We start from the raw sequence: 17,685 nt of genomic DNA, 5'->3' as shown, positions 1-17,685 counted from the left end.
GGTATCAGGCGGTCTCGTCTTCAAGACGAACCAGCACATCACGGCTGTTCACCTGTGCGCCTTCTTTCGTTCCAAGCTCGGCAACAATTCCATCGCGCGGCGCAGTCAACTCGTGCTGCATCTTCATCGCTTCCAACACCAGCAACACATCACCCTTAGAAACCTGAGCCCCCTGCTTTGTTTTCAAAGCAATAACCGCTCCCGGCATCGGCGCGATAATGAAATTGCCAACTGCCGACGCATCATCCTTTTTGGTGCTAAAGCTCTGCTCTTCAAAGAGTTGCGTCTGCCCTTCCAGAGAAATCCAGAGACCACCTTCATCAGCATCACTCACAAAAGCAGTACGGCGAACCCCTTCCAGTTCAAACAGGATCGAACCTCTGTCTTCAGACCCAAGCAGGCAAAGGCCCTCACGCACATGCATTTCTTCCCCGTCCAGTTTGATCTTTACAGGAAGCGGAGTTGCAGTCGTCCAGCGGCTATGACCTTGCTGACGTGCAAACAGATGGATAGCCAGATCGCGCATCAGCTCTCGTGTTTCATCAGCGGCAGCAGAACTCAAATCCCGCTCATTGAGAAACGCGGTCGTCGCTTGTCCTGATGCAAACACATCATCTGCAAGCACACTCTTCAGGAACGGCCCATTGTGAACCACACCTTGCAACACCAACTGATCCAGACCGCGCATCAGCTTACGCCGTGCTTCATCACGATCAGCTCCATGTGCAATCAGCTTAGCTATCATCGGGTCGTAATAGGACGAGATCACACTGCCCTGCTCAATGGCACTGTCAACGCGCAAAGCAAGTTCAGGTCCGTTCCACGCCACCACTTTACCGGTCTGCGGAAGAAACCCTGCATCGGCATCTTCAGCATAAAGCCGCAACTCCATTGCATGACCGGAAAAGGTGACCTCATCTTGAGACAACGGCAACGGCTTACCAGCGGCAACATCCAACTGCCACGCAACAAGATCCTGTCCGGTAATTTCCTCGGTCACGGGATGCTCAACCTGCAAGCGGGTGTTCATCTCCATGAAGTAAAAACTGCCATCTGCCGCCAGTAGAAACTCAACGGTCCCAGCTCCGCGATACCCAATAGCGCGCGCCGCCTCCACAGCTGCTTCACCCATGGCATTCCGAATTTCCGGTGTCACTGACGGACCCGGCGCTTCTTCAATCACCTTCTGGTGGCGACGCTGGACAGAACAGTCACGCTCCCCCAAATGCACCACATTGCCATGGTTATCCGCAAAAACCTGTATCTCCACATGGCGTGGATTAATGACGGCCTTCTCCAGAATTAGTTCGCCATTACCAAACGCCCCAACAGCTTCAGAAGCCGCCGCTACAAGTTTGTCCATGAGACCATCCAGATCTTCCACAAGGCGAAGGCCACGCCCCCCACCCCCAGCAGACGCTTTGATCATCAGCGGCACACCAATGCGGGCGGCTTCCGTAGCCAAAGTCTCAGTGGACTGGTCTTCACCGGAATAACCCGGCACACAAGGAACACCCGCTTCAATCATCCGCAGCTTGGAAAGGCGCTTAGATCCCATAAGGCGAATTGCTTCCGCAGGCGGCCCAACAAATACAAGCCCAGCCGCCTCACAAGCTTCTGCAAACTCCGCATTCTCAGCTAAAAAACCATACCCGGGATGGATAGCCTGCGCCCCTGTCTTACGCGCAGCTTCCAGTACTGCCTCAATATTCAGGTAGGATTGAGCAGGCACTGCTCCACCAATACAAGCGGCAATATCAGCATCTTGTGTATGCGGCGCATCCGCATCAACTTCGGAATAAACAGCAATACTCCGATAGCCCTTTTGCCGCGCGGTGCGGAACACCCGGCGAGCAATCTCTCCCCGATTGGCGACCAGGATGCTATCAAACATAAGAAATTCCCTTCACAATGCGAATGCGTAGTCAGCACAACTTATTCAGCCGCCTCATTCTGCACGTCACGTTTTTTCTTCTTCGGGCTAGGCAAAGTTCCATCCAACTTGGAGATGATGGAAAGCATCACTTCATCCGCACCACCGCCAATAGAAGTCAGGCGGCTATCACGCAGGAACTGGCTCACTGGGCTATCCCACATGTAACCCATGCCGCCCCAGTATTGCAGGCAGGCATCGGCCAGCTCACGAGACAAGCGGCCCGCTTTCAGCTTTGCCATAGAAGCAAGGCGTGTCACATTCTCACCGCGCACCATGGCTTCCACACACTTCTCAGAAAGAGCACGAAGCAGCTCAACTTCCGTGCGCAGCTCAGCAAGGCGGAAATGCACGACCTGAAAGTCCAGAATACTCTGGTTGAAGGCACCGCGTTCACGGCAATAATCTTCTGTCAGCTGAATGATACGGTCCATGCCATCAACCAGGGACAGGGAACACCACAGACGCTCCTCCTGGAACTGAAGCATCTGGTACATAAAACCAGCGCCTTCCGTACCAATCAAATTTCGCTGTGGAATACGAACGTCATCAAGGAAGATCTGCGCTGTATCTGAGGAGCGCTGCCCAAGCTTGTTGAGGCGTTCTGATTTGGTGATACCGGGCGTATCCATCGGCACAACAATCAGCGACTTATTCTGATGCTTATGTCCATCACTGGTGTTGACCAACATACACATGAAGTTGGCCTGCGTGGAGTTGGTGATCCACATCTTGGATCCGTTGATGATGTAATCATCACCATCCTTCACCGCATTGGATTTGATGTTGGCCACATCAGAACCAGCATGCGCTTCAGAAACACCAACACACGCCACCATGTCGCCCGCAATTGCAGGAGCAAGATAATCCCGGCGCAACTCATCAGACCCAAATCGAGAGAGCGCTGGTGTTGCCATATCGGTTTGCACACCAATCGCCATCGGCACACCACCACACGAACATGCACCCAACGCTTCAATGGTCATAGCCTGATAGGAATAGTCGAGGCCCATCCCGCCAAATTCTTCTGGCTTGTTGACACCTAGAAAACCGAGGTCGCCCATCTTCTTGAATAGCTCGTGAGCGGGGAAAATACCTGCCTCTTCCCATTCAGCAACATGCGGGTTCACCTCGGATTCGATGAACTTAACCACCGCACTTTTCATTTTCCGATGTTCTTCAGTATATTCCATCGTAAAACCCTCGTGTTGAATAGGATTGAAGGAGTGGCAACTGCGCAGGCTTTTTTAGCCGCGAGCCACCCCAAAACTGGTTGGGTAAAGCTGGCGGGTTTGGCCATCCATACAGACAGATAGTGCCAGGGAAACAACGCGGCGCGTATCACGCGGGTCAATAATCCCATCATCCCAAAGCCGGGCAGTCGCGTATAGACAGGTGGTCTGCGGAGACATCTGTTCGATGATCTTGTTGGCCATCTGGTCAGCCATGCCCTCAGGCATTTCCTGTCCCATTTTGGCAAACTTCTCTTCCGTGATGATCTTCATCACCGTCGCCGCTTGCTCAGGGCCCATCACGCCAACTTTTGCCGTTGGCCAGGAGAAGATGAAATCCGGGTCAAACCCACGACCACACATGCCGTAGTTACCAGCCCCCCAAGCGCCACCAACAACAATAGTCACCTTCGGCACTGTTGCGTTTGCAACCGCCTGGATCATCTTGGAACCATGCTTGACGATGCCACTTGTTTCCGCGTCCTTGCCAACCAGATATCCGGTTGTATTCATGAGGAACAACAAAGGCGTATTGCTCTGACAACACAGCTGAATAAACTGAGCAGCTTTCACCGCACCTTGCGGATCAATCGGGCCGTTATTACCGAGAATGCCAACGGCCTGACCCTCAATCCGCGCATGGCCACAAACTGTAGAGCTGCCATATTCGCGCTTGAAATCAAGGAAATCAGAAGCATCCGTAATGCGAGCAATAATCTCACGCACATCGTATGGCTTCTTTGCATCATCAGGCACAATGCCCATCAGATCGTCGATCTCATAAAACGGCTGAGATCCGCCCGCCGCTTCAAGCGGTGCAGCCCATGGCAAATGTCCAATGATCTCACGCGCAATTTCAACACCATGGGCATCATCTTCAGCCATGTACTCAGCAGTACCCGCGATGTTGTAGTGCAGCTCAGCACCACCCAACTCTTCATCTGTTGCAATCTCACCTGTCGCCGCTTTCAGCAATGGAGGTCCTGCAAGGAAGATCTTGGACTTGCCGCGCACAACGACAGTGTAATCGGAGAGGCCCGGCATATACGCCCCGCCTGCCGTCGAGGAGCCATGCACCACAGTGATCTGCGGAATGCCCTGCGCAGAAAGCCGCGCCTGATTGGCAAAAGCTTTACCGCCTTCAACAAACAGTTCAGACTGATACAACAGGTTTGCGCCAGCGCTTTCAGCCAGCGCAACAATCGGCAGTTTCTGCTTTTTTGCGATCTCTTGCAGGCGCATAGTTTTCTTCAAACCCATGGGAGAGATTGCGCCACCTTTAATCGCAGAGTCTGTTGCCACGACAATGCAACGTTTCCCAGCAACATAGCCAATGCCAGCTATAAAGCCGCCACCCGCAGCATTTTTCTTGCCGTCATCATCATGCATTTGGAGGCCAGCAAGCGTGGAAATCTCCATGAAAGGAGCACCACGATCAAGCAGCAAACTCACACGATCACGAGGCAACAACTGGCCACGCTTTTCAAACTTGGCGCGTTTACTCTCTGAGTTTTCACGCACCTTGGCCTCAAAGCCACGAAAATCATCGATCAACGACTGCATATTCGCTTTGTTTTGTGCAAACGCTGCGCTGCTGCTGTCAATGGCAGAGGTTAACTTGGGCATTGCTCATCCTCCCAAGCTTTCAAAGCCCTAGGTTTCTCATAGCGGTGAAAGCCCTGATATTCTTTCATGTTGTTGTTGTCGCCAACCGGCATCAGGTTTGTCCAAAGCGGAGCGCCACCATCAACCCCAACGCACTGGCCAGTCATAAACGCTGCACCCGGCGACAACAGGAAGTTCACCACAGAGGCGACCTCCGCTTCTGTACCCAGACGGCGAGCCAGATTGTTGTCAGCCATTTTCGCAAACATGGTCTTGATGAAGTTTTCGTCGTAGGTGTCAAAACCGGAAGAAGCGATCCAACCCGGAGCAACTGCATTCACCCGCACACCAGCTTCAGCCCATTCAACCGCTAATGTCATAGTCAGATTCTGCATCCCTGCCCGTGCGACACCGGAGTGGGCCATACCCGGCATTCCGCGCCACATATCAGCAACAATGTTGACGATCGCACCGCCCTTAGTCTTACGCATGCTTTGGTTATAAACCTCCCGCGCCATTAGAAAGCCGCCGGTCACATTGGTTTCAACAACAGCATCAAAACCTTTTTTCTTGATAGAGGCTGCCGGACTTGGATATTGACCACCTGCATTATTTACGAGGCCATGAATGACACCGCGTTCCGTAACAATCTTGCCAATTGTTTCCGCAACCATGTCTTCATTACGGATATCCAGCGCGTACGAAGAAACAGCGCCTCCATCCTCTGTAATCTCCGCGGCAACAGCATCAAGCTTCTCCTGCTTGCGGCCAAGGAGAACGGCATGAGCACCCAGCGAGGCGAGTTCATGGGCAATACAGCGACCAATACCACTACCACCACCAGTAACAATCATAGTCTGTCCGTCGAACAATCCTTCTCTAAGAATTGATGCGTATCGGGGCCCAGTATTACTCATTCCAGTTTCTCCTCGCCGTAACGCGGCTTAATCAATCAAGGCAATCGCCTTGTCATTCCAATTGGGGCAGCAAGCCGCCCCAACCAATCTATTTCGACTTAAACAGACCTAACTGCTTCAGTCACACATTCGTCTTCCCACACCACAGGTCGGTCCGGCATATGCCGTACGACATCGTCATACTTATCTTCGAGACGTGCTCGCTTGATCTTCATGGTCGGGGTGAGATAACCATTTTCAATGGTCCACATATCGTTTGCGATCACGATAGAGCTAAGCTTCAAGTGAGATTCCACCTTGCTATTGATAGCCTTGTAGGTCTCTTCCAAACTCTCGCGCACTTCATCACGAGATAATCCCTGCGTGGTTTCAGGAGAGAGGAAGACGATACCAGCTGGCTGCGCGAGATCGGATCCCATCACACAGGCTTGCTCAACATATGTGTTGTCAAACAGCATGGCTTCAATCGGCACAGGAGCAACGTACTTGCCCTTGGATGATTTGAAGATTTCCTTCACGCGGCCAGTGATGTGAAGGTAACCGTCTTTATCCAGTTCAACCTTATCACCGGTGTGAAACCAACCGCCCTCTTCGATTGTTTCTGCAGTCAACTTTGGATCTTTGTAATAGCCTTTGGTGACGGCATCACCGCGAATAAGTAGCTCTCCCTCTTCAGTGACTTTCGTCTCCAAACCGGCCAATGGCATGCCTATGCTACCGATTTTATCTGCACGGTAAGGATGGTGTGAAACAGCCAAACCAGCCGTCTCCGTCATGCCCCAGCCCTCAGTGATATTAATGCCTATTTTCTGATACCAGGCCAAAACAGCTGCTGATATCGGCGCAGATCCGCTTCCGATAATCTTTGCGTTGGTAAGGCCAAGCTGTTTGCGAATTTTCCGTTTTACGAACCAGCTCAGGATTGGAATACTCAAAAGGCGGTCCAACTTCGGCTGTGGAACCTTGGCCAGAATATTGGATTGGAACTTCATCCAGAGACGCGGAACAGAGAGGAACATAGTAACGTTCGCGCCTCTCAGATCATCAACAAAGGTGGGCAGAGATTCAACGAAGCTCACCACCACACCCGCATACAAGCTGAGGTGTTCAATCAAGGCACGTTCTGTAATGTGCGCAAGCGGAAGATAGGAGATGAGACGTTCTTCACCGCCAAGGTCCATAGACTGCGTCGGGGCCCAGGCACCGTAAGCGATATTCCGCCAGGACATCTCAACGCCCTTCGGGTTCCCTGTGGAGCCCGAGGTGTAAACAATCGAAAACAACTCATCCAGATCTGGCTTGGCAAGTTTGTCTTCGGCCAGCGGCTCGTTGGATTTTAATAACTCATCCCAAGAGTGTTCGCACTCAACGGTGTCATAGGGAAGTGAGATTTTGATAACGTCAGAGCCAATGCCAGCTTCACTTGCAGCAAGATCATCCAGCTTACCCATAAACACAGCTTTGACGTCTGCGTGGTCAATCACGTAACTAATAGTTTCGGCGGACGCCGTGTAATAAATAGGGGTCGCAATAAAACCTGCAGCCTGAATGGCAAAATCTGCCAAAAACCATTCCGCGCAATTTTTGGAAAGGATACTCACCCGTTCTCCGGGTTTGAGACCAAGCGCTTGTAACGCTGATGCCATCCGCAATACAATGTCGTAACACTCACTCCACGTGAATGTTTTGATCTGCCTGTTCACCGGTTGGCGCAGATAAACCGCATTTGGTTTCTCCTTCGCCCATTTTTGCAGCATTTCAATTGGCAGTGCGTACTGAGTACCCATATTCCCTCCACTTCAGCATTGGGTCAGCCCCCCGCCGATCACCAATGCCTTATTGTTATGCGCGATATACTTCGGCGTTTTTAATCAGCTCATGACGACATGAGCCACTTCTGCATTTCTTATTCCTTCATCGCATTCGACATCTCTTATCGGGTCAACGCATACCCTAAAATTTAAGGGGTCCACGAAGGCTTGCGTTTTTGCATAAACGACATCACGCCTTCCTGTCCTTCGTCCCCAACCACAGCCTTGGCAAAATAGCTGGCTGCACTTTCGCGCAGCGCCTCTTGCTCCAGATACAAAGCGTCCTCAACCACACCTTTTGTGGCAGCAACAGCACCTGGCGCACACGCCAATACTTGTTTTTGGAGTACTGCCTCAGCCTCTTTCAACGCTGTGGCATCCGCAACAGTCACATCCGCCAATTCCAGTTGCCCTGCTTCAGCACCTGTCAGTTTACTCCCCAAAACCAGCATTTTCTTGGCTTTTTGATAGCCAAGGCGCTTGATCACATATTGCGCAATCTGTGCGGGCGGCAGTCCGATTCTGGTTTCAGAAAACGCAAATTTGGCATCATTGGTGGTCACGATAAAATCACAGGCACACGCCATGCCCAAGCCACCAGCCATGGCAGCCCCTTCCACCAATGCAACGGTCACTTGCGGTTGAGCAGCAACCAATGCAAAGAACTCAGCAGCTTCCAGACTAACCTCATGAGCCAGTGCCTCGGCCTGTTCACCACCGGCAAGGATCTTCTGAAAGGCCTTAAGATCGCCACCAGCGCAGAACACACCGCCAGCTCCGGTAATCGTAATTCCGCGCAAGCTCCGATCCTCTCGAACCTCCCGCAAAGCCTGTGAAATTTGCGCAATCACATCACTCGTCAACGGATTACGTTTTTCTGGCTGGTTCAATGTGATTGTCAGCCACGCGTCCTGCCGTTCACAAAGCACAACAGAAGCAACTTGAACATCACTCATGACATGACCTCATCCGCGATGGCATTTGATACAGGGATCGTCTGCTGCAACAATATCTGGCCGTAGGCCTTCGCCTGAGGATCAAGCCGCAAGCTCGCAATGCCACCTCCGCCAAGAACATCATCAATCAAAAAATTAAGGGCGTGGCATCCGGGAAGGTAAAACCTCTCCACGGCTCCGGGCTCAAAATGAGCAAAGGCACTTGCAACAACATCATCCGTCAGACCCGCCGAAATCCACGGCAGCCATTCTGCTTTGCGAGCAATCACACCGATATTTGCCTTATCGCCCTTATCGCCGCTCCGAGCATAAGCAAGTTTGATCAACGGCACGTCGACCAATTCACCCTCGGCTTCAGGTCGCGCAGGTGGAGATGCAACCTCCTGCTGTGCGACTTGCTCACCAAATATTTGCTGCGTGAAAGGAACCTCTGCACCATCCAACTGAACCACTGGCGAAACTGCCTCTTGATTCATGAGGAAGGAGAAGAGACGGACAACAGGAGATGGCTTCGGACGTCCACCATTAAACGTGGTCATACCGGGAGCTATAGAAAGGCCAAGCCCGGTCAGCTCACGAAGCAGCAACCCAGCTGCACGCTGGTCCACATGTCGGGCGGCAATTTTCAAAGCCACTTCTTCAAAACCACCTGAACCACCAGATGAAATTCCTCCTTGAGATCCTGCCCCCACAATCTCAACGGACACTTCCTGATAGCCCGGCGCGCCAAGCTTTTTCAGTACACTTTCTGCACGTCCAATAGCCAGATCCGCAAAAACCTGAGCCTTCTCACTTGCCTCAAACCCTACGTAAGGGACGATGAGGCCAATACGCCATCCATCCGCCCATGTAGCTGAAACCTTGAGTGTTTTAGGAGCTGGCCGCCCTTTCGCACCAGCAACATGAACGCAATTTTCTCCCTTAGCCACAACAGTCGCCTCAGAAAAATCACAGGTAACATCAGGAAGAAGGTAAGATCGCGGATCACCAATCTCATAGATAAGCTGCTCAGCAACCGTTCCCACACTTATAAGACCGCCGCTGCCTTCCGGCTTACCGATATCGCAACTTCCATCCGCATAGACCGAAGCAATCGGATAACCGATCTTTTTGACATCAGGAACATCCCGCCAATCAGTGAAATTCCCGCCAGTCACTTGTGTTCCGCATTCCAGCAGGTGACCAACTAGACTACCCGCAGACAGCCTGTCGTAATCATTCCAGTCCCACCTGAAGGCATGCACACAAGCTGCAAGCGTCAAAGCACTGTCAGCACAGCGCCCTGTAATAACAATGTCTGCACCTGCATCCAACGCAGCAACCACAGGTTGCGCACCCAGATAAACATTTACAGACGCGATTTCACTGGGATCAGGAAACGCCTCACCAGAGAACATTTCTCTGACGCCAGCGTCTTTAAACTTCTGAGTGTCCTGTTGGAAGTCGTCACCAGTAACGACGGCAACCTTCAGGCTCAATCCCTGCGCTGCAATAATCTCTCGTATTTTGGCGGCACAGCTTTCAGGATTCATACCGCCGGCATTACTCAGAGTTTTCGTTCCCGAGTGAGCAATTTCTTTCAGGTTCATAGCAAGAACCTGATCCACAAAATCACTGGCATATCCCAATGATGGATCTTTCTGGCGTGCCCGTGCCATTATGGAAAGCGTTATCTCGGCGAGATAATCATATACGACAAAATCCAACTCGCCGGACCGCAGTAATTGCGCAGTAGAAGCGCTCGAGTCGCCCCAAAACCCGCAAGCACCACCTATTCGGATTACGTGCTTACTTTTACTAGAGCTTTGATTTTCCGTTATTTTTATCATCATAATTCCGGAAACCTCTTTTACATACCAAACGTACGGTATATAATAATTTGAAACTGGTCAAGTATTTCAGACAAAACCTCCTCGATAGGCTAAGTGACGATCATGACAGATAAGGTTGATAAGAAAAAACTGCGCGGCGAAAATACCCGTAAAGCGCTCATCCAATCTACGATCGATTGTCTTGATCGCCTAGGCTACGCGGAAACATCAATCAACCGTGTTCTCGAAGGGGTTGAAGTCAGCCGGGGTGCATTGATGCACCACTTCCCTGCCAAAGAAGATCTGGTGATCGGAACAGTCGATTTCCTTCTCTCCAGAATTCTACGCCATTACCAGCAGCAAGGAGCTTCCACCTTCCCGTTCATGCAAATTACACAATCTAGAACGCAATCACTTGCTGATGCACTTATTGTCTATTGGAATAATATTGTAGACACACCAGAGGGACGTGCCTTTTCTGAGATCATTATGGCGACTAGAACAGACACTGCTCTGTCTCAACGCATTTCCAAAAAGCTGGAGGATTGGAACAATGAACTCAACAGCTTCTTCCTCCCACCTGATCTTGATGACAAAGCAGCTGAGGAAATGACCCTTACTCTCATCATTTGGCGCTCATTCATTCGCGGACTTATTTTCCAGCAAGAATTCCACAGCGATCCGACTTACATCGAGAAGATCATTAGGCAATTCGCCAAGATCATTGAGCCGCACCTGCTTATCAGAACATAGCGATACGCTAATTTGATAGTCGGCAAGACTTCGCAATTGTTTCAAAATATTATTGCAAAATTTACCAATACCTCGCAACAAATGCAGATCGCACCCCGCCTTAAGGCTTTAACGCTGACGCTCGTTCTATTCTAAGTCCAAAAGCCGCACATTTGGCTTAGGGAGTTGTTTGGAATATGGACAAAAAATCAGAGGCTGAGCAATCCAACCCGAGCCAGCAATCAGAAATTGATCCAGTCTGCGGAATGCAGGTTGATGTTATAGAAGATACGCTTTCCACTGACTTCGATGGGAAGACCTTCCATTTCTGCTCCCCGAAATGTTTCAATAAATTTGATGCCGATCCTTGGTTTTACGCTAGCGGCAGCAATCAAAAAATCGAAAAATCTTCAGATCACGAACAGGAATACACCTGCTCGATGCATCCGGAAATTGTACAGAAGGGACCAGGAGAATGCCCAATCTGCGGTATGGCATTAGAGCCGACCTCTGTATCAGCCAATGATGAGCCTAGTCATGAATTAATTGATTTCACGCGTCGTTTCTGGCTCAGCATCATTTGCTCTATTCCACTTCTGGCGATTACTATGGGAAGCCTCATAGGTCTCCCATTTCGAAGTTGGATTGGTGAACCAACAGTAATCTACGTTGAATTTGTCCTTGCCACACCCGTTGTTCTCTGGGCCGGGATCCCTCTATTCAAACGAGGCATTAAATCAATAGTCACATGGAATCTCAACATGTGGACCTTGATCACCCTAGGTGTTGGCGCAGCCTACCTGTATTCTATCGTGGCAACATTCCTGCCTTCTCTCTTTCCGGAAAGTATAAATTCCGGATCGGGACACCCTCAGGTCTATTACGAGGCTGCAGCAGTCATTCTAGCGCTTGTTTTCATGGGACAGGTCTTAGAGCTCAGAGCTAGAGAACGCACAGCGGATGCCATCAGAGCCCTCTTGGATCTAGCTCCCAAAACAGCACGACGCGTCCTCCCCAACGACATGGAATACGATGCTCCACTGGAAAACATACTACAAGGTGATCGCCTCCGCGTACGCCCCGGAGAAGCAATTCCAGTTGATGCCAAGGTTGTAGACGGAAACTCATACGTCGATGAGAGCATGATCACGGGCGAACCAATTACATTAGCAAAATCCAACGGCGATTCCGTTACAGGAGGCACTATAAACAAAAACGGTACACTCATAATTGAAGCAACCAATGTCGGTGCAGACACCATGCTCTCAAAAATCGTAACCATGGTTTCCTCCGCGCAAAGATCCAAAGCTCCAATCCAAGGGTTAGCAGACACCGTTGCCTCCTATTTTGTTCCGGCAGTGGTAGGAATCTCCATCCTTTCCTTCTTTATATGGCTATTTGTAGGGCCAACCCCTTCATTCCCTTATGCTATTATTGCGGCGGTCTCCGTGCTCATCATCGCCTGCCCCTGTGCATTAGGCCTAGCAACACCCATGTCAATTATGACTGCAAGCGGCAGAGGCGCTCAAGCGGGAGTCCTTATCAAAGACGCAACCGCACTGGAACTAATGTCAAAAATAGACACACTCATTGTAGACAAGACTGGCACAATCACAGAAGGCAAACCCTCTGTCACAATGATAAAAATCCTCTCCCCATATCATTCAGAAGACCGAATCCTCCAAATAGCAGCTGCCATCGAAAAAGGGTCAGAGCATCCCCTTGCAGAAGCAATTGTTGCCGCTGCATCTGCTCGCTCATTACAGCTACCATCACCTCAAGATTTCAAAGCTCATACAGGTAGAGGCGTAACTGCGCTTATAGAAGGGAAAGCTTATGCGGTTGGCAACCCAACAATCTTCGGGTTAACCGACAAGATCACCCCTGAGATGCAGTCCGAGCAAAAGTCATTAAGCTCACAAGGCAATACAACTTTCTACATTTCAAGCAGCACCAAAATAATAGGCTTGATCGCCATATCAGACCCAATCAAAAGCAATGCCATCGAAGCTATCAAACAACTGCACAGCCTAGGCATAAAAGTCATTATGGCCACAGGCGACAATGCTCTGACAGCAAAAGCAGTCGCGGATAAGGTCGGCATAGATGAATTTAAAGCTGAAGCGCTACCTGAAGACAAAAAGAAATTGGTAGACCAAATCCGAGCAACCGGAGCAAAAGTTGCAATGGCGGGTGATGGTGTGAACGACGCCCCTGCACTCGCCTCAGCTGATGTGGGACTTGCAATGGGCACAGGTGCAGATGTTGCAGTCGAAAGCGCTGGGATCACCCTTCTGCAAGGAGATCTCACCGGAATAGTGAGAGCCCGGAAGCTGGCGATAGCATCTCTGCGTAATATCAGACAAAATTTATTCTTAGCCTTCGTCTACAACACAGCCGGTGTCCCAATAGCGGCGGGCATTCTTTATCCTTTCACAGGAGCACTGCTGTCTCCCATGCTAGCAGCTTTAGCAATGAGCCTGTCATCCTTCTGCGTGGTGATGAACTCTCTCCGCCTACGCCGTCTGAAGCTGTGATCATTTACTTTGGTCGTTCAGCTTCTCGGAGAGTTATTATTTCTCAGTCTGCCCTCCTCACGGTGTCATCCCGGGCGCAGACCCGGGACCCAGAGCTTCACGCCGTGACCAAGATGACCGAACCAACCTAAACCTTGCTCCGATAAACAGCAGCTCCCAAGAGGAACGCTCTGGAGGTATGAGCGGGATGGGAGACAGCTTTCCTCTCTAGACTAGAGGTGCGGCAATTCAGATGACCGCAGCAAGAACAGCCTATCCTTTGTTCCCAAACTCCGGACAACAAAAAACCCGCCTTCATTATGAGGGCGGGTTCGCTAGAACGACAAAACCCCCGCGCTATAAAGCAACGGGGGTTTTGTATATTGGGTAATTCTGGTTATTTTGAAGATATTTTGTATGTTTATCATGCCCGGCAGCGCCCTACTCTCCCGCGTCTTGAGACGAAGTACCATTGGCGCAGGGGCGTTTCACTTCCGAGTTCGGGATGGGATCGGGTGGGGGCGCCCCGCCATAGCCACCGGGCAGGATAAACATACATAATTGCGATCAGCTTGTCTGAGAGTGCTTTGCACCTCAGGCGGATCTTGGTTTACGATCCACGGCTTGAGGTTTCAAGCATCTTTCAGATTGATGATTAGCGTCATCTATCTGATCTTGTATATTGAACTGGTCTATTTTGTTAGCCAAGTGACTGGCTTAGTATTTGTCATTTTCATCCATAGGCTTATCTGCTTTTTTGAGCAGGCCTATGTGACAAACTTAGAAGTTTGTCATTTGTGATTATAGCTTAATGGGAGTGATCAAGCCAATCGAGCTATTAGTAAGGCTCAGCTTCGCATATTACTATGCTTCCACATGCCTCCTATCAACGTGGTGGTCTTCCACGGCTCTCAAGGGAATACTAGTTTCAAGGTGGGTTTCCCGCTTAGATGCCTTCAGCGGTTATCCCTTCCGTACATAGCTACCCTGCAATGCGGCTGGCGCCACAACAGGTCCACCAGAGGTACGTCCATCCCGGTCCTCTCGTACTAGGGACAGATCCTCTCAATATTCCTACACCCACGGCAGATAGGGACCGAACTGTCTCGCGACGTTCTGAACCCAGCTCACGTACCACTTTAATTGGCGAACAGCCAAACCCTTGGGACCTGCTCCAGCCCCAGGATGTGATGAGCCGACATCGAGGTGCCAAACAATGCCGTCGATATGGACTCTTGGGCATCATCAGCCTGTTATCCCCGGCGTACCTTTTATCCGTTGAGCGATGGCCCTTCCACGAGGGACCACCGGATCACTATGACCGACTTTCGTCTCTGCTCGACTTGTCAGTCTCGCAGTCAGGCAGGCTTATGCCATTGCACTCAACGAGCGATTTCCGACCGCTCTGAGCCTACCTTCGCGCGCCTCCGTTACCATTTGGGAGGCGACCGCCCCAGTCAAACTACCCGCCACACACGGTCCCGGGTATTGTAGTACCGCGGTTAGATATCCATGAGGACAAGGGTGGTATTTCAAGGATGACTCCACCAAAGCTGGCGCCTTGGTTTCAACGTCTACCACCTATCCTACACATGTCATCACGAATATCAGTGTGAAGCTGTAGTAAAGGTGCACGGGGTCTTTCCGTCTAACCGCAGGAACCCCGCATCTTCACGGGGAATTCAATTTCACTGAGTCTGTGCTGGAGACAGCGGGGAAGTCGTTACGCCATTCGTGCAGGTCGGAACTTACCCGACAAGGAATTTCGCTACCTTAGGACCGTTATAGTTACGGCCGCCGTTTACTGGGGCTTCAATTCGCTGCTTGCACAACTCCTCTTAACCTTCCAGCACCGGGCAGGCGTCAGACCCTATACGTCGCCTTGCGGCTTCGCAGAGCCCTGTGTTTTTGATAAACAGTCGCAACCCCCAATTCTGTGCCCCCAATACAAAGTTGCCTTCGCATTGGGCTCCCTTCTCGCGAACTTACGGGAGCAATTTGCCGAGTTCCTTCAGCACAGTTCTCTCAAGCGCCTTGGTATACTCTACCTGTCCACCTGTGTCGGTTTAGGGTACGGTCTTATCGTGGGAGCTATTTCCTGGAACACCTTCACCGCATCTCCAATCCAATAAGGAGATACGATACACGGCATCCGTCACTACCCACAGGCCGGGGAATATTAACCCCGTTCCCATCGACTACGCCTTTCGGCCTCGCCTTAGGGGCCGGCTAACCCTGCGCCGATTAGCGTTGCGCAGGAACCCTTGGACTTTCGGCGAGAGGGTCTCTCACCCTCTTTATCGTTACTCATGTCAGCATTCGCACTTCTGATACCTCCAGCAGCCCTCACGGGTCCACCTTCATCGGCCTACAGAACGCTCCGCTACCGCTTAGATAAACTAAGCCCGCAGTTTCGGTGTATGGCTTGAGCCCCGGTACATTTTCGGCGCGGAGACCCTTATTTAGACCAGTGAGCTGTTACGCTTTCTTTAAATGATGGCTGCTTCTAAGCCAACATCCTGGTTGTTTTGGGATCTCTACATCCTTTCCCACTTAGCCATAACTTAGGGACCTTAACTGGCGGTCAGGGTTGTTTCCCTCTCCACAATGGACGTTAGCACCCACTGTGTGTCTGCCGAGTAGTACTTCCTGGTATTCGGAGTTTGGTTAGGATCAGTAAGGCGGTGAGCCCCCATAGCCCATCCAGTGCTCTACCCCCAGGAGTATTCACTCGACGCTCTACCTAAATAGATTTCGCGGAGAACCAGCTATTTCCGAGTTTGATTGGCCTTTCACCCCTAACCACAAGTCATCCCCGAATTTTTCAACATTCGTGGGTTCGGTCCTCCAGTGCATGTTACTGCACCTTCAACCTGCTCATGGCTAGATCACTCGGTTTCGGGTCTAATTCAAAGAACTAAAGCGCCCTATTAAGACTCGCTTTCGCTGCGCCTACACCTACCGGCTTAAGCTTGCTCATTAAATTAAGTCGCTGACCCATTATACAAAAGGTACGTTGTCACCCAGAACAAATCTTGAGCTCCAACTGTTTGTAAGCATTCGGTTTCAGGTACTATTTCACTCCCCTCGTCGGGGTACTTTTCACCTTTCCCTCACGGTACTGGTGCACTATCGGTCGACTAGGAGTACTTAGGCTTGGAGGGTGGTCCCCCCATGTTCAGACAGAATTTCACGTGTTCCGCCCTACTCGAGGACTACAAATCTTTCTACCCGTACGGGACTATCACCCAATAACGTCAAGCTTCCCAACTTGTTCCGGTTCTTAATTTGTAGCCACTGGCCTGGTCCGCGTTCGCTCGCCACTACTAACGGAGTCTCGGTTGATGTCCTTTCCTCTGGGTACTTAGATGTTTCAGTTCCCCAGGTTTGCCCCCTTGCGGGTACACCTTACGGTGTGGGTTGCCCCATTCAGAAATCGTCGGATCAAAGCTTATTCGCAGCTAACCGACGCTTATCGCAGCGTATCACGTCTTTCATCGCCTCTAGTCGCCAAGGCATCCACCAAATGCTCTTATTACACTTGATCACTCTCATTAGCTATAATCACAAACAGTCCGAAGACCGCTCGTAAATCTAACAAAATATAAGCTTGATTGTCACTTGGAACATCCAACATTTTATTCGATAGACTTATCTGAACCAGCAATGCTGATCAGGCCTATCTTCGTTGGATGTAATCTTGTTGCTGCATAAAGACCCAATCGCTAAGCAATCAAATAATCATGCGGCTGATACACAATGTGTATCAAGACCAGTTCATGAGACATAACTGGCGGGGCAGCGGTTAAACGCCCCCGTACAATACCCTGGCGGGTATTGGTAACTGGCTAGTGACACGTCGAACAAATCAAAATGCTTGCGCACTTAGATCTGACGCTCAACGCGGCCAGTAATGTCTTCTCTTCAAAATGTCACAGAACACGCAATCACCATAAATGATGATCACAAAACGATCAGTCTTTCTAAGTAGATTAAGGAATGACGCTTCTCACGAAGGTCTGACTCTTCTTCGAAGTGTCATTGGTGGAGCCAGACGGGATCGAACCGACGACCTCATGCTTGCAAAGCACGCGCTCTCCCAACTGAGCTATGGCCCCTTTTTGTTGGAAGAACCTTGCATATGACAATTCAAAGAATTGTCAGCTCGGCGA

General features: G+C 50.7%; 9 protein-coding genes, 1 tRNA gene and 2 rRNA genes. 2 read left to right on the top strand and 10 right to left on the bottom strand.

The annotated features are described in order from the left end of the window. Window positions 1–4: 4 nt before the first annotated feature. The 7 genes from BLS62_RS22670 to BLS62_RS22640 form a co-directional block, all read right to left on the bottom strand. Entirely contained in the window at window positions 5–1,894 is a 1,890-nt protein-coding gene (locus tag BLS62_RS22670) for an ATP-binding protein (protein WP_093186480.1), read from the bottom strand. Between the two features lie 41 nt (window positions 1,895–1,935). After that, window positions 1,936–3,126, bottom strand: a complete 1,191-nt coding sequence (locus BLS62_RS22665) for an acyl-CoA dehydrogenase family protein (RefSeq protein ID WP_093186477.1) — start codon at window positions 3,124–3,126, stop codon at window positions 1,936–1,938. A 54-nt stretch (window positions 3,127–3,180) separates the two neighbouring features. Next, window positions 3,181–4,791 (bottom strand): acyl-CoA carboxylase subunit beta, encoded by a 1,611-nt coding sequence (locus BLS62_RS22660; RefSeq protein WP_093186472.1) that lies wholly within the window; start codon window positions 4,789–4,791, stop codon window positions 3,181–3,183. Continuing rightward, window positions 4,779–5,687: an SDR family oxidoreductase gene (locus BLS62_RS22655; protein WP_093186467.1), complete on the bottom strand. Its 909-nt coding sequence runs from the start codon at window positions 5,685–5,687 to the stop codon at window positions 4,779–4,781. Before BLS62_RS22655 ends, BLS62_RS22660 begins: the two co-directional genes overlap by 13 nt. Before the next feature lie 98 nt (window positions 5,688–5,785). Then, on the bottom strand, window positions 5,786–7,474 hold the full coding sequence (locus tag BLS62_RS22650; RefSeq protein WP_093186463.1) for an AMP-binding protein: 1,689 nt from the start codon (window positions 7,472–7,474) through the stop codon (window positions 5,786–5,788). 173 nt (window positions 7,475–7,647) lie between these two features. Then, window positions 7,648–8,454: an enoyl-CoA hydratase/isomerase family protein gene (locus BLS62_RS22645; RefSeq protein ID WP_093186459.1), complete on the bottom strand. Its 807-nt coding sequence runs from the start codon at window positions 8,452–8,454 to the stop codon at window positions 7,648–7,650. Further along, entirely contained in the window at window positions 8,451–10,286 is a 1,836-nt protein-coding gene (locus BLS62_RS22640) for an acyclic terpene utilization AtuA family protein (RefSeq protein WP_093186456.1), read from the bottom strand. The genes BLS62_RS22645 and BLS62_RS22640 overlap by 4 nt, the downstream gene beginning before the upstream one ends. A 102-nt stretch (window positions 10,287–10,388) precedes the next feature. Between BLS62_RS22640 and BLS62_RS22635 the strand changes: the two genes are divergently transcribed. Both BLS62_RS22635 and BLS62_RS22630 read left to right on the top strand, forming a co-directional pair. Further along, window positions 10,389–11,018 (top strand): TetR/AcrR family transcriptional regulator, encoded by a 630-nt coding sequence (locus BLS62_RS22635; RefSeq protein WP_093186454.1) that lies wholly within the window; start codon window positions 10,389–10,391, stop codon window positions 11,016–11,018. A gap of 176 nt (window positions 11,019–11,194) precedes the next feature. Continuing rightward, the gene (locus BLS62_RS22630; RefSeq protein ID WP_093186451.1) at window positions 11,195–13,534 is read left to right on the top strand and encodes a heavy metal translocating P-type ATPase; all 2,340 of its coding nucleotides are present in this window, start codon (window positions 11,195–11,197) and stop codon (window positions 13,532–13,534) included. A gap of 407 nt (window positions 13,535–13,941) precedes the next feature. On the opposite strand, the gene rrf is transcribed toward BLS62_RS22630, so the two are convergent. From rrf to BLS62_RS22615, 3 genes are all read right to left on the bottom strand, one after another. Continuing rightward, a 5S ribosomal RNA gene (rrf, locus tag BLS62_RS22625) occupies window positions 13,942–14,056 on the bottom strand. A gap of 274 nt (window positions 14,057–14,330) precedes the next feature. Further along, window positions 14,331–17,060: ribosomal RNA gene (locus tag BLS62_RS22620) — 23S ribosomal RNA — on the bottom strand. 495 nt (window positions 17,061–17,555) lie between these two features. After that, window positions 17,556–17,631 (bottom strand) — tRNA-Ala (locus BLS62_RS22615). Between the last annotated feature and the right edge of the window lie 54 nt (window positions 17,632–17,685).

The organism is Pseudovibrio sp. Tun.PSC04-5.I4 (assembly GCF_900104145.1).
Taxonomy (GTDB): Bacteria; Pseudomonadota; Alphaproteobacteria; order Rhizobiales; family Stappiaceae; genus Pseudovibrio.
This window is presented reverse-complemented; position numbering and strand designations above follow the sequence as displayed.

Coding starts and splice junctions, on each gene's coding strand:
- BLS62_RS22660 (WP_093186472.1), bottom strand. CDS start 4,791: ATGCCCAAGTTAACCTCTGCCATTGACAGCAGCAGCGCAGCGTTTGCA.
- BLS62_RS22665 (WP_093186477.1), bottom strand. CDS start 3,126: ATGGAATATACTGAAGAACATCGGAAAATGAAAAGTGCGGTGGTTAAG.
- BLS62_RS22635 (WP_093186454.1), top strand. CDS start 10,389: ATGACAGATAAGGTTGATAAGAAAAAACTGCGCGGCGAAAATACCCGT.
- BLS62_RS22640 (WP_093186456.1), bottom strand. CDS start 10,286: ATGATGATAAAAATAACGGAAAATCAAAGCTCTAGTAAAAGTAAGCAC.
- BLS62_RS22670 (WP_093186480.1), bottom strand. CDS start 1,894: ATGTTTGATAGCATCCTGGTCGCCAATCGGGGAGAGATTGCTCGCCGG.
- BLS62_RS22645 (WP_093186459.1), bottom strand. CDS start 8,454: ATGAGTGATGTTCAAGTTGCTTCTGTTGTGCTTTGTGAACGGCAGGAC.
- BLS62_RS22630 (WP_093186451.1), top strand. CDS start 11,195: ATGGACAAAAAATCAGAGGCTGAGCAATCCAACCCGAGCCAGCAATCA.
- BLS62_RS22650 (WP_093186463.1), bottom strand. CDS start 7,474: ATGGGTACTCAGTACGCACTGCCAATTGAAATGCTGCAAAAATGGGCG.
- BLS62_RS22655 (WP_093186467.1), bottom strand. CDS start 5,687: ATGAGTAATACTGGGCCCCGATACGCATCAATTCTTAGAGAAGGATTG.